17 protein-coding genes are annotated in these 13,442 nt (G+C 38.3%); 16 read left to right on the plus strand and 1 reads right to left on the minus strand.

Features of this window, described 5'->3' with window-relative positions:
- Positions 1 to 63: 63 nt before the first annotated feature.
- The 16 genes from tnpA (at position 64) to BQ9856_RS05800 (ending at position 12,670) form a co-directional block, all read left to right on the plus strand.
- Entirely contained in the window at positions 64 to 462 is a 399-nt protein-coding gene (gene tnpA / locus BQ9856_RS05725; RefSeq protein ID WP_077610177.1) for an IS200/IS605 family transposase, read from the plus strand.
- Entirely contained in the window at positions 462 to 1,424 is a 963-nt protein-coding gene (locus BQ9856_RS05730) for a hypothetical protein (protein ID WP_077610178.1), read from the plus strand. Before tnpA ends, BQ9856_RS05730 begins: the two co-directional genes overlap by 1 nt.
- A gap of 93 nt (positions 1,425 to 1,517) precedes the next feature.
- A complete protein-coding gene (locus tag BQ9856_RS05735) occupies positions 1,518 to 2,072 on the plus strand; it encodes a beta-class carbonic anhydrase (protein ID WP_077610179.1) in 555 nt (184 codons plus the stop codon).
- Positions 2,073 to 2,109: 37 nt separating this feature from the next.
- Positions 2,110 to 3,009 carry a LysR family transcriptional regulator gene (locus BQ9856_RS05740; RefSeq protein WP_077610180.1) on the plus strand — a complete coding sequence of 300 codons (900 nt, stop codon included), beginning with the start codon at positions 2,110 to 2,112 and terminating at the stop codon, positions 3,007 to 3,009.
- A gap of 73 nt (positions 3,010 to 3,082) precedes the next feature.
- Positions 3,083 to 4,021 carry an NmrA family NAD(P)-binding protein gene (locus tag BQ9856_RS05745; protein ID WP_077610181.1) on the plus strand — a complete coding sequence of 313 codons (939 nt, stop codon included), beginning with the start codon at positions 3,083 to 3,085 and terminating at the stop codon, positions 4,019 to 4,021.
- 47 nt (positions 4,022 to 4,068) lie between these two features.
- Entirely contained in the window at positions 4,069 to 4,221 is a 153-nt protein-coding gene (locus BQ9856_RS24500; protein WP_159441956.1) for a hypothetical protein, read from the plus strand.
- 153 nt (positions 4,222 to 4,374) lie between these two features.
- Positions 4,375 to 5,937 carry a nitrite/sulfite reductase gene (locus BQ9856_RS05750; protein ID WP_077610182.1) on the plus strand — a complete coding sequence of 521 codons (1,563 nt, stop codon included), beginning with the start codon at positions 4,375 to 4,377 and terminating at the stop codon, positions 5,935 to 5,937.
- Positions 5,938 to 6,032: 95 nt separating this feature from the next.
- On the plus strand, positions 6,033 to 6,674 hold the full coding sequence (locus BQ9856_RS05755) for a TetR/AcrR family transcriptional regulator (protein WP_139348662.1): 642 nt from the start codon (positions 6,033 to 6,035) through the stop codon (positions 6,672 to 6,674).
- 172 nt (positions 6,675 to 6,846) lie between these two features.
- Positions 6,847 to 7,248 (plus strand): metal-dependent transcriptional regulator, encoded by a 402-nt coding sequence (locus BQ9856_RS05760; protein WP_268875582.1) that lies wholly within the window; start codon positions 6,847 to 6,849, stop codon positions 7,246 to 7,248.
- Positions 7,208 to 8,383 carry a cation diffusion facilitator family transporter gene (locus BQ9856_RS05765; protein ID WP_077610185.1) on the plus strand — a complete coding sequence of 392 codons (1,176 nt, stop codon included), beginning with the start codon at positions 7,208 to 7,210 and terminating at the stop codon, positions 8,381 to 8,383. Before BQ9856_RS05760 ends, BQ9856_RS05765 begins: the two co-directional genes overlap by 41 nt.
- 56 nt (positions 8,384 to 8,439) lie before the next feature.
- Complete coding sequence (locus BQ9856_RS05770; protein ID WP_077610186.1) at positions 8,440 to 9,792, plus strand: MATE family efflux transporter; 1,353 nt, start codon at positions 8,440 to 8,442, stop codon at positions 9,790 to 9,792.
- Between the two features lie 13 nt (positions 9,793 to 9,805).
- Positions 9,806 to 10,162 carry a VOC family protein gene (locus BQ9856_RS05775; protein WP_077610187.1) on the plus strand — a complete coding sequence of 119 codons (357 nt, stop codon included), beginning with the start codon at positions 9,806 to 9,808 and terminating at the stop codon, positions 10,160 to 10,162.
- Positions 10,163 to 10,697: 535 nt separating this feature from the next.
- Positions 10,698 to 11,087 carry a DUF2089 domain-containing protein gene (locus BQ9856_RS05780; protein WP_077610188.1) on the plus strand — a complete coding sequence of 130 codons (390 nt, stop codon included), beginning with the start codon at positions 10,698 to 10,700 and terminating at the stop codon, positions 11,085 to 11,087.
- 19 nt (positions 11,088 to 11,106) lie between these two features.
- On the plus strand, positions 11,107 to 11,550 hold the full coding sequence (locus BQ9856_RS05785) for an SHOCT-like domain-containing protein (RefSeq protein WP_077610189.1): 444 nt from the start codon (positions 11,107 to 11,109) through the stop codon (positions 11,548 to 11,550).
- 326 nt (positions 11,551 to 11,876) lie between these two features.
- Positions 11,877 to 12,218 (plus strand): phage holin family protein, encoded by a 342-nt coding sequence (locus BQ9856_RS05795; RefSeq protein WP_077610191.1) that lies wholly within the window; start codon positions 11,877 to 11,879, stop codon positions 12,216 to 12,218.
- A gap of 248 nt (positions 12,219 to 12,466) precedes the next feature.
- Positions 12,467 to 12,670, plus strand: coding sequence for a lactate racemase domain-containing protein (locus BQ9856_RS05800; RefSeq protein WP_077610192.1), 204 nt, complete (start codon positions 12,467 to 12,469; stop codon positions 12,668 to 12,670).
- 197 nt (positions 12,671 to 12,867) lie between these two features.
- Here BQ9856_RS05800 and BQ9856_RS05805 read toward each other — a convergent pair whose 3' ends face one another.
- Positions 12,868 to 13,431, minus strand: a complete 564-nt coding sequence (locus BQ9856_RS05805; RefSeq protein WP_077610193.1) for a helix-turn-helix domain-containing protein — start codon at positions 13,429 to 13,431, stop codon at positions 12,868 to 12,870.
- Positions 13,432 to 13,442 lie beyond the last annotated feature (11 nt).

Raw genomic sequence — 13,442 nt, forward strand, 5'->3', positions numbered from 1 at the left:
TATTGTAAATAAATTCCTCTGGTGATATAATCAGTAATAAATAATAGAAAGGCTTATAACACAATGGAATTTGAAACAAATAATCATTCAGTATTCTTACTGCATTACCATTTGGTACTGGTTATAAAATATCGCAGAAAAGTAATTGATGATGCTGTGTCGGAGCGAATAAAAGAAATATTTGAGTACATTGCTCCAAACTACAATATTACAGTAGAAGAATGGAATCACGGCGTTGACCATGTTCATATTCTGTTCAAAGCACATCCAAACACAGAACTTTCAAAGTTCATCAATGCTTACAAATCTGCAAGCAGCAGACTGATAAAAAAAGAGTTTCCAGGTATTCGTAAGAAACTATGGAAAGAGTATTTTTGGAGCAGGTCATTTTGCCTGCTTACTGCCGGTGGTGTCACGAATGATATAATAAACAAATACATGGAACATCAGGGAGAAAAATAATGAATAAAAAATTTCTGTTTACAATTATCACAGTTTCGCTCCTTATTACAGGCTGCGGGAAAATTGATTCAACGAATCGTCTGCAACAAAATGAGAAGCCATCTTCAGCAGCTTCTGCAATGAATAGTGAAACCACAAAATCTTCAGAGAACAGTACGTCCTCAACGACAACAACAGGTAATGCAATTGACTATAAGCAATATCTTAAAAAGAATTGGATTAGAGATACGGATACCAATTTTCCTGATGATGGCGGTCTGTCCATTTTAATTTCAAGGATTGAGGATGGAAAAATTCAAGGAAATATCGTTGCAGTGGGCAATGGCCCGGCTTACAATATGGATAGCGCAGAATTTGAAGGAACCGTTAATGATGATACTGCGCAGTGCCGGCTTGTGAATGATTCGAGGGGAAATGAGGGAACTGTTAAATTTTTGTTTAAACCCGATAGCGCTCTTGAGGCGACGATTATAATAACTGAAAAATCGGAAGATAGAGTGATGAGTCTTCCCGAGGGAACGTTTGAATTCACTCCGTATAATCTCAAAGATATAAAGGGCTTTGCCCTTATTGAAGATCAGACTTTTATGGTGGATTTAAATTCATGGGGGAATGTTAAATTCGTATCAGGGAAATTAACAGCAGGCAGCCATGTACCGGTAGTATTTTATTTAACCAATGAAGAGGGAGATATTCTCTATAATTTCAATGCAACTCTCCCTTATAGCGTAGATATTAAAGCTGTTTCATTTAAAGATGTAAACAAGGATGGATTGAAGGATATAATCATGATTGCTGCAGATAATTATGACGGTTCTTCTGGAGAATCTATTGCTGCCGTTTACTTGCAAGAGACTGATGGATCGTTCACAAATGATTATAAGCTGGACCAGGAAATCAATGATTCTGGAAATAATAAAGATATAAATACTGTAATGAGTTACCTTTCAAGCAGATTCTAGTCATCTTCTTGTGCCTGGTTTTTACTTAAATCAACAAGCAGTATCACAATTAAATAAATATCAAAGATAAATAAAAGGATGAAAGGATTCATTATGATTGATGAGATATTACAATATAATAAAGCTTTTGTTGAAAATAAAGGTTATGAAAAATATATTACCAGCAAATATCCCAATAAAAAGGTTGCTATAGTCACCTGTATGGATACTAGATTAATTGAATTGTTACCGGCAGCACTGGGGCTGAAAAACGGTGATGTAAAGATTATAAAAAATGCAGGCGGAATTATTTCGCATCCATTTGGAAGCGTAATGCGAAGTCTGCTAATCGGAATTTATGAATTAGATGTCCAGGAAATTCTGGTAATTGGCCATACCGATTGTGGCGCTATGCATACGGATAGTAAAAAAATGATAGAAAAAATGAAAGCCCGTGGGATAACGCAGCAGAATATTGATATGATAAAGTACTATGGTATTGACTTTGATTCATGGCTGGCTGGTTTTATGGATCTGGATATTTCTATTAATAAAACGGTAGAGCTGATACGAAAACATCCTTTAATTCCAAAGGAGATAGTGGTATATGGATTAGTAATAGATTCTGTAACGGGCGAATTAAAAAAGGTCGATTCAACTTTTCAGTAGAGCTTGCCTGTGGTAACAGTAGATCGGAGGCCGTATTTTGAATATTGAAAAAATCAAATACTTTATAGACCTTATTGAATGCAGGAATTTTACGGATACTGCACATAAAAACTTCGTATCTCAAACAACGATAAGTCAGCAGATTGCATCATTAGAAAAGGAGTTTGACATACAGCTCATTGATCGAAAAAAAATTCCGGTTGAACCAACAGAAGCCGGTTGGATTTTTTATAATGATGCCGTGATTATATGGAAACAGTACCAGCTGATGAAGGAAAAGATGAAGAATTTCATCGCACACCATACCCTTGTTTTACGTATTGAATATGCTGGTGTCATGGATATTCGCAGTCTGCTGCCTTCCATAACTAAGTTTAAGGAAATGTATCCGAACATCAGTATAGAGCTTAATAAGGTTCTGCTGAAGGATATTTCTGATTATCTGCAGAAAGGTCTTTACGATATAGCCGTTACCTTTGATTCTGAATTTGCGGGAAAGGAAGCTATAATAACCGAAACACTGGAACAGGGAAGTTATTGTGCAGTAGTCAGTGACAAACATCCTCTGTATCACTGTGACAAAATACATGTGCATGAATTGTACCGATATCCTCTGATTATGCTCGATCCATCGGTCATAGGAACCTCTTACAGCAAAATGTTACAACGCTCGGAAGAAGATGGTTATAAACCTAATATTGCCAGGACGGCAGATGATGTTGAGTCTGAGATTTTTTATATTTTGACAGAAGGGATGGTTGGATTTTTTCCTGAGCAGTACCAATTTGAAAACCACCTGGATAGGTTAAAGATTATTCCTATCGAGGATTCAAAACACCGCTATAAGATAGTAATTGCATCACTTAGAAATAATGGCAATCCGGCCGTAAAACTGTTTATGAAAACGCCGGGTATTGAAAAAGCCAATACCCCATAATATTTTTGTGTTGGAATTAGTTAAAAAAATAACATATTATAAAATCATTAAATGAATGAAGAGGTGACTTTATATGGGAAAACTATTACTGACTGGTGTAGACGGCAATCTTGGCAAACTGGCAGCCGGTTATCTGCTTGAGCTGGCAGATAAAGACCAGGTTATTTTTTGCGGTTACAATCTGCAATCTTTAAAGGAGTACGCTGATAAAGGGATTGAGACACATGTGACAAACTTTAACATGATCGATGGGCTTGAAGAAGCGTTCCGGGGTGCGGATAAACTTGCTTTGATCTCTATGCCATTCGTAGGGGAAAAACGCCGGGCGGCCCACAAAAATGTTGTTGACGCAGCAAAAAAAGCCGGAGTAAAACAAATTATTTACACGTCCCTGGTAAACGCTGCTGATGAAACCAATCCAAGTATTGAAAAAATCGACCATGCTTTCACAGAAAAATATATTGAAGAACAGGGACTCGATTATATTTTTCTGCGTAATTCACAGTATGCGGAAGCGATGATTACAAACTATTTTACCTTTGTAAAAATGGGAGGCGTCATGAAAAATTCTCAAGGCAACGGTAAAATGGCTTATATTTCCAGAAAGGACTGTGCAAAGGCTGCAGCACATGCCCTTGCCGCGGACCGTTACACAAAGAGTATATTAAATATCAATGGACCGGAGCTCATGACAATTACTGATTTTGTGAATATTGGTAACAAGGTGACGGGCAGCAACGTAAGATATGAAGAAGTTACCGACGAAGAGAACTATGCAATTTTTGATGCTATGGGCGTACCCAGGACAACGGATGGTGTTTTCCAAAAAGGATCTGAGGCGCCATTTTCTTCAGAGGGTATGGTAACATTCGCACAGGCAATTCGTTTGGGTAAAATGGCTGAATTCACAAAAGACTTTGAAAAGCTTACCGGCGAAAAAGCAATCACCGTAAATTATATGTTCGAACATATTGGTGAATTTCAAATCGGAGAGCGCCATTCTCTCGATTAGTTTGTGGAATCCTATGCTGTAATATGGGTAAATTCTGGAGGATAAGTTTGGAAAAAAATTATGAATATGTTTTATTGTCCTATGTTGAAGCTTTTGAAGGATGTGAGGCTGAAGTGGTTGCCATCGGGGACTGCAGAACCAAACAGGGGACTTTATATAATGCCGTTCATACAGGGCATGAAGCGGATTACCTTATTTAAGTTTAAATATATAACGAGCTTTCTTGACCAGAACTCTGTTACTGTGAGATAAAATAAATTTATCGAACCATAATAATATATAATTTCATTTTATTCATATTTTGTAATAAAATTAAGTAATTAAATGATTTTGGTTAAATAGGAGCAAAAACAATGCAGGAATATGATAAAAAATTAAAAGAAGAAATAGCGGAATTCAGGGAAGCCGGACATAAATTTGTGAATAAGGAAATCACTACTGCAGATTTTAAGGGAAAATCCGGAGGTATGGGGGTTTATGCACAAAGGGGCGGCGAAGCTTTTATGATTCGTTTAAGGATCCCCTGCGGTATATTATCATTTACCCATATGAAATTAATCCATAAATTTACCGTACAATACGGTTTACAACGAATTCATCTCACAACCAGGCAGGCCATCCAGCTTCATGATCTGGATATTGATTCTGTCTGCGATATCATGGAAGCTGCCATTGACCATGGTTTATATACCAGAGGAGGTGGCGGCAACTATCCCCGTAATGTTGCCCTGTCTCCCCTATCCGGCGTGGATAAAGCAGAAGCCTTTGATCCGACTCCTTATGCGCTGCAGGCGAACCGGTATGTTATGGAACGTATCACGGAATACCGTCTGCCCCGTAAGCTAAAAATAGCCTTTTCCAACAGTGAAGCGGATACTGCCAACTGTACCATTAATGATTTGGGCTTTATGGCAGTCATGAATCAGGGAAAACCGTTTTTTAAGATGTTTCTTGCAGGCGGTTTAGGCAATAATCCGGCTGTGGCTTTACCGTATGATGAGCTGATCCCCCTAAACCAGGTTCTGTACCACGTGGAAGCTGTAACCAGGATATTTGCGGCGGAAGGGGATTATCAGAATAAAGGAAAAGCGAGATTAAGGTACATACCAAAAAGAATGGGGGAAGAAGCATTTATGGAGTGTTATAAAAAGCATCTTGCCCAGGTGAAAGAATCCTTGGAACTGGATATTAATGCGGCCGCAGCCGGGATAAACGAACATGCGGATGAGATGCAGGCTTCTTATATCCATGCAGACAGTACAAATCTGATAGCCCAAAAACAAGAGGGATTATATACCGCAGTGATCCATCCCCAATGCGGGCAGCTGCCTGTAAAAGCCCTGGAGAAAATAATTACATTCCTGGTGGATAAAGAGCAGGATATACGCCTTAGTATGGAGGAAAGCCTGTTCATCCGCAACCTGTCCAGGGAGGAGGGAGAAAAACTCCTCGCCATAATGGAAGATACCAATCAGGTAACCAGGATTGGCATGAGTGTCAGCTGTGTGGGAGTACCTACCTGCCAGATAGGAATTGAAGAGAGCCAGGCTTTATTAAAAGAAATAAACAGGGAGCTGGAGGAAAATAAGATAAAGACGGATTATCTGCCAAGGGTTTCCATATCAGGGTGTTTCAATTCCTGTTCCAGGCACCAGGTAAGTGAAATTGGCTTTGCCGGCTGTAAAAAACGTATTTCTGATGCTCCGGCAGATGCCTTTGAACTTCATATAGGGGGAGCGGCAGGCAAAGATAACACCCATTTGGGAAAATGTCTGGGGGCAGTAAAAAAAGAGGATATTCCAGGTTTTATGGTGAAGCTTTCTCAGGCATTAAATGCCAAAGGAATGTATTTTATGGACTATCTGAAAGAATACCGGGAAGAGTTTGAGGAGTTGTCGAAAGCATATCTGATCTGATGGATATTCTGCCGTTGCCTTGACAAAGAATCAAAAATGGATGATAATGAATATATTCATTCACTCGTAAAATGATTTTAAGCGGAGGCAAAGATATGGCATTATCAAAAAATAAATTATCAGAGGACGGAAATGATGGTTCCCGTAAAATACGGATATCAAAAGAACCGGATGAACGCCGTCAGGAAATTGTTGTAACAGCATTAGAGCTGTTTTCTGAAAAAGGTTATGAAAATTCGACCATTCAAGATATCGCTGAAAGAATGAATGTATCCCCAGGTTTATGTTACCGGTATTTTAAATCGAAAACGGAAATTTTTGCGGCAACTTCAGAGTATTATGCAATACAAGCAGTAGAACAAATGAAAATCCCAATATCACAGGATATTCCGGCAATTGAAAAGTTGAATCTTGTCATAAACCGCATGTTTGATTTTTCGGTTAATCATCATGAATTTGAATCGAGATATAATGAGGGGTCAAGCATTAGGGCGATTCTCTTAGATGATGTAGCATATCAATGGATGTCTGTAATGATTCCGATTCTAGAACAAGGAATAAAAGAAAATACTTTTCATTGCAGCAATGCTCCCAGAACTGCTCAGTTTTTGATTTCCGGTCTGATACACACTTTCCACGAAGAAATGCCAGCGGAAAATGCGAAGGAATATATGCAATCTTTTTTTGATTTTACACAAGATATGCTGGTACGTGTTTTAGGAATTAAGGCAGATTAGAACAAATAATAAAATATATGTGAAAAAAATGTACATGAAAAGTCTTTTGACCATCATGTACATTTTTTATTGACAATCCATTGAATAAATTTATTCATTGACATTTCCGATACAAAGATTTATTATATGAGTGAATAAAATTATTCACTCATGAGGAGGTGAGTATATTTCATTGCATCAATCAGGGGAAGATTATCTGAAAACAATTTTACTGCTTCATAAGCGCTTTCATGTGGTTAGGAAAGTGGACATAGCAGAAGCTATGGGATATACAAAGCCGAGTGTAAGCCATATGATAAAGAATTTAAATCAACTTCATTATGTTGATGTTATCGGAAATAATGTATGTCTCACTGCGATTGGGCGGCAGTGTGCAAATAAGATATATGCACGGTACTGCATAATTAGGGATTTGTTAATCTATTTGGGAGTTAAACCGCTGACGGCAGAAAAAGATGCCTGCCGTATGGAACATATGATAAGCGATGAAACATTTGAAGCATTAAAAAATTATTGGAAAGGAGAACTCATAAATGGTGTCATTGCTGGCTCGGCTATTGATAAAGGATTATAAGAACACATCATTGCCTTCGGTACAAAAGGCATATGCGAAGCTTTGCAGCATTATCGGAATTTTATTAAATATTCTTTTATTTACAATTAAATTATTTTCCGGGTTTATAAGCGGATCAACGGCAATTATAACGGATGGCTTTAACAATTTAGCGGATGGAGTTACTTCCGCAGCTTCTTTTCTTGGTTTTTGCCTGGCCGGAATTGGATCTGGAGAAAATCATTTATTCGGGCACGGCCGGTATGAATGGCTGATGGGATTTCTATCTGCACTTGCAGTACTTATGATGGGCGGTACATTAGCGAAAAGTTCAATTACATCAATACGCAGCCCTAAAAACGTAGAATTCGGCTGGCTGATATTATTCTTACTTATTTGTTCTATTCTTGTGAAGCTTTATATGTATTTTTATAACAGGAATATTGCTTGTAAAATAAATTCTTCCTCCATGAAAGCGACGGCTTCTGACTGCATCAGTGATATGGCCGCAACAACTGCTATTATGATTTCACTTATTGTGCAGCACTTATCCGGCTGGAAAATTGATGGCTGGTGCGGATTGCTGGTTTCTGTTTTTATTATGCTTTCAGGACTCAAATCTATGACAGAAATTATAGAAAGGCTGCTGGGACAATCACCGGATGAAGGCTTAGTTGATAGAATTACAACTCTTATTATGCAGTATCCGGAGGTACAAGGTATCAATAGTCTGATCATTCATGATTATGGTCTTGGACATTATGTAGCTTCCATGCACATTGAGGGAGAGGAAGAAAACAGTGTCATTTTAAACGACATTGCCAATGAAATCTCTTATAAACTTTATCTGGAAATGGATTGCGACACAACAATACAAATTGATTATTTAGATACCGATTCCGTTATGTATGACTTGATATATAAAAAAGCGGGACAGGAAATTCAAAGATTCGAAGCGAATGGGAAGATAAAAAGTTTGCGAATCGTAAAATCAGGATTACATAAAAATGTGTTATTCATAGTTTCAGGGTCAAGAAAGCTGCAAAAGAAACAAGATCAAGTCAGGGAAGCGATAAATCAATCCATACTTTCAGTCAATAGCAATTACAGGGTAATCACTAAGCTAGTCATTGCAGCCTTACATTCAAAAAAGTAATACCGCAATTTCATTAATAAATATACACAAATTTTAAACTAAAGGAGATTTTTATTATGAACAAGGAAGAACGTATCATAATGCTAAGGGAAGCCCCAATTCCTCAGCTTTTATTGAAAATGGGACTGCCGACAATGATCGGCATGCTGGTGACAGGGTTTTATAATCTGATTGATGCTTACTTTGTTGGAGGACTTGGTACAAGCCAGATGGGAGCAATATCCATTGCCTTCCCTCTTGGTCAAGCAATCGTCGGTGTCGCAGTCATGTTTGGCGGTGGTGCAGCGGCGTATATATCCAGACTATTGGGAGAAAGAAAAAATAAAGAAGCAAGTCATGTAGCTTCAACAGCTCTTTATTCAAGCCTTTTTATTGGTGCTGTTGTTATCATTCTGTTAGAGTGTTTCTTGGATAATGTAATATGGGGCTTAGGTGCAACGGAAACAATTTTTCCTTATGCAAAACAATATGCCATTATCTATATAGCAAGTTCAATCTTCAATATATTTAATGTTACCATGAACAATATTGCTTCAAGTGAGGGAGCGGTTAAGGTTTCCATGTCAGCCATGCTGCTTGGTGCCGGACTGAATGTCATCTTTGCTCCTGCTTTCATTTTTGGTCTGCATATGGGGATTATAGGGGCAGGAATGGCAACGGCTGTTGCTCAAATCGTTACATCTATTATGTATTTGTTTTACATAGTAAAGAAAAAAAGCATTTTTAGCTTTTCTCTGAAAGAAATCCGCTATGAGGGTTTAATTTTCAAGGAAATTTTTAAAGTCGGAATAGGAATTCTTGTTTTTCAGCTTGCAACCAGTGTCGCTATTAGTCTAACAAATATGGCGGCGCAGCCATATGGTGACTCTGTTATTGCTGCGATGGGGATTATGACCCGTGTGATCTCTATGGGTATTTATGCGGTATTCGGTTTTGCAAAAGGTTTTCAGCCCGTTGCCGGATATAATTATGGTGCAGGACAATATGAACGGTTACAAAGTGCAACAAAGACTGCAGTAAAATGGACTAGTATTTTTTGTATTTTAATGACGCTGTTTATGATTTTATTTCCGCAGCCGGTCGTTTCTTTATTTACAACGAACGATGCATCGGTTATAGAAATCGGCTCATTTGCACTTCGTATTAATATTATTACATTCATTTTCTATGGCATGGAAGCAATTTACTGTATGCTTTTTATGGCACTTGGTAAACCGTTAGGCGGTTGGGTACTTTGCGCCGGACGTCAGGCCGTGTTCTTTATTCCTATTATTTTGATGCTGCCTAAATTTATGGGACTAAATGGAGTGATAGCAGCACAGCCGATTGCCGACATTATCACGATTATCATCATGGGAATTTTAGCAGTAAAACTGAATGGAGAAATCAGGCAATCTGCAAATGATTGAAGGAGAAATGAAAATGAAAGTTCAGCAGATTTTAAATCGAATTTATGTAAATGAAATGGATCAGGCGGTAGCATTCTATGAAAACCTGCTTGGTCAAAAATGTAATATAAGATTCGAGCACAAGCAGCTTCAGTTGGAATTAGCACAAGTGGGAAGCATTCTGATTATTGGCGGCTCGGACGAAGTACTGAAGCCGTTTAGAAACACAAAAGCAACATTTATTGTTGACTCCATAATAGAATTTAAGGATTTTCTATTAGAGAACGGTGCCACAATAATGAAAGATATAAAGGAAACTCCTACAGGAATAAATATGATTGTAAAACACTTTGACGGTACGATTGTAGAATATGAAGAACAACGAAATTAGCCTGTACTGTTACTTATACAGTTATATGACTGAACCCTCCAAACCCGTAAAGCTTGGAGGGTTACTTTATGTGTTGGTCAATAATGGCTGCGCTGCTGCGGATTTGCTGCAGCGATATTGAATCGGTTACATAAGAAATAGCTTTACTGGTTATTTCTAAAAAGAAGCCTGTCCATCTTAATCGGTAGGTTTATCTGCATACCCTGTGTAAATCCTGTGTTTCTGCATTCATCATAGCTCCTGGTATAAGAAGCATTGTGAATTTACTAATATTTTGCCGCCAAGGAACGATCAGGTCTTGACACCATCATTATTGTCGGTTCAAGGCATGGAGGATTTTTATTATCGAATGAATTGGCTCATAAAGTCATCTCATTTTTCTTGAAAATTAATATTATTAAAAAAGTAAATTGATATATTTAATTGGCAAATTAATTATTTTAATATAATGATTGATATTGTTGATTTTCCTATTGACATATTTGATCTGCGGTTGTATATTATAATCAAATAATACATCAGGATGGTGAAAACAATGAAATACAAAGCTCCGGGTAAGTGCCCCGTATGCGGTGAAAAACTTTCCATAACCAAGCTCGGCTGTCCCAAGTGTTCCACAGCCATTGAAGGAGATTTCCAGCCTTGTGAATTCTGCCGTCTTCCGGAAGAAGATCTCGAATTTGTCAAGGTATTCATAAGATGCCGCGGTAATATTAAGGATGTTGAGAAAGAACTGGGCATCTCTTATCCCACGGTCCGCGGTAAACTGGATTCGGCCATAAGAGGTCTTGGATATGAAGTATCATCAAAAGAATTGATTAAGGAAAATGAAGATAAAACAGCCGCCAGGAATGAAATTCTTGACCAATTATCAAAGGGTGAAATCTCCCCCAAAGAAGCAGCGGAACGAATTAAAAATCTATAATTAACAGGAGGGTCAGTCAATGAGCGAACAACAAAAAATATTAGAAATGATAGAAAAAGGGCAGATTACCGCTGCCGAAGGTATGGAGCTTTTGGAAGCTCTGAATGTAACGAAAGAAGCAGAAACAATTCAGGAGGTTGAAACCGTAACAACTGCAAGACGTAACTATAAGTTCCTTAAGATAAAGGTTACATCGGATAACAATTCCGTTAATGTTAACGTAAATATACCGATACGTCTGCTGACCACGATCAGTGAAATCGCTGACAAGATGACTGCTATGGTTCCTGTGGATGCCAGAAGGGAAATGGAAGCGAAAGGGATCGATATTTCCAGCATCGATTTTGCAAAGATAATCGAGGAGATCATAAACGGTACCTTGGATGACCCGAATATCGTTGATGTGGAAGCCTGGGATGAAAGCCAAAAGGCGATGGTAAAGGTGAGAGTATATGTCGATTAAGGGCTTTCGTTTCTTGTGGATCAAGCTTCAGATTGAGAACAGAAGGTTCATAAGTATTCCCCTTCCAATCCCTTTGTATATCTTTCAGGAATTATTGGACTGTTTTCTGGACTTACTGACTGTCGCGTGTTTTTTTGTACCGAAAGTGCCTGATCCGGATTCATCCTCACTAATCACCATCTATTCAGTGAAAGCACTCGTTATCATGGTCATGAAACTGCTGGATTCTTTAGCCGGGGATGAACCCTATGATCTTGTCGATGTTACAACTGACAAAGTCAAGGTATTAATTAAAATCAGGTAAAGCATGTCTATTGGAGGTAAAAATGAAGAAATTGTTCATAAAATATATATCTATCATATTAACAATATATCTGCTGTCATTCGTATTGCACACGATTTATATCGGCAGTATCCCGGCACTTCTTATCATGGGATTGGTGCTGTTAGCAGTAAACCTTATATTAAAGCCGATTCTGCTGTTGATTACATTACCGTTCAGCCTGCTGACCTTAGGATTATTCAGCTTTATTGTGAATGCCTGGACGATCATGATTGCAGATCATTTTGTAACAAACATAAGCATGGGCGGCTTTCTTAATTCACTGCTTGCCGCTTTCCTCATCGTTATCTTTCATCATCTGTTCCATGCTGCAGAAATGCGGTAAGGCAATTGTGGCAGCACTGGTCAGTGCAGGAGTCAGCGTAGTAAATGTCCATTTCATACGTCTTATTTATGGTTCTTTGGTGTATTATATAATATATGCAAGAAAAAATGATTAAAAAACAGGCGCGGGGATTTTAAATGGAATTTCACAGCTGCTGATGATACATCATCTGCAGTTAATACCGCATTGAAACAGGCACTTGTAAATTATGTATCTACGTTAGCCGCAAAATAACAGGAGAGTGGAAAATGAAAACAATCAAAATTCCATATGGCAGAAGCTTTATGGAGCTGCATGTGCCGGAGGAAAATTTAAAGGCAGTAATCCATGCGAAAACAGATACGTATATGACAGATAAAACAGAGGCGGAACTGGTCAGAGAGGTACTGGAGAATCCGATTGGTACATTAAGGCTTAAGGAGCTGGCGAAGGGAAAAAATAAGATAGTATAAGTAATTCTGGTATCTACCTTTCTGGATCATGAGCTGGTACGTAAGGCTAATATGATTCCGGCTTCTTCGCCGGATGAAGCGCTGGCTATGGCATATGAAATCATGGGGAAAGATATATCATCACGGAAGCCTGTTACAGTGCTGGATTCCGTGATTATTCGCATTTTATTAAAACATTTTCTAAAACCTTCGGAGGTCTATCGATATTGTTTACGGTACATCGTCGGAAGCACATGAAAAGCATCTTTAAATGCCTGTGTGAATTTACTCTGATTCTGATAGCCGACGAAATCAGCAATTTCCGCAATGGTAAAGCGTTTATCCACATTCCGGGTAAGTTGTTCATGAATCTCCTTGATGGTTTCAACCTGTTGGGAATAATACCGATCCAATTCTTTCTCCTCTGACAGCTCCAGCATACTTAGGAATAATAAAAGCTCCTGTACCTTCAGCTTGAAATAAGGAATACAGATTTGTTCCGGCAAACCATAGAGTACGGAAAAAATATAATCGATCCTGGTACTTGCGGGCATAGAAATTGTTTTTCCTTGCCTGCAGAATTTGTCGCACAGTTGTCTGCCGTCAATTCCGGAATCTTTCAGTATTTCCGGTGTCTGTTCTGTTAATGTTTCCAGGTTTATAGCAATGGAAATACCTTCATAAAAGCCGAGGGGAAGGTTCATTTCGGATTCCGCGCAAACATCCATCATATGAAGGGACAAATCACCGGAGCCGAGATAAATATTCGAGCCGCTTTTCATTTCCCAGCCAA

The sequence above is a fragment of the Clostridium sp. Marseille-P2415 genome (assembly GCF_900155545.1).
Lineage (GTDB): Bacteria > Bacillota > Clostridia > Lachnospirales > Lachnospiraceae > Lacrimispora.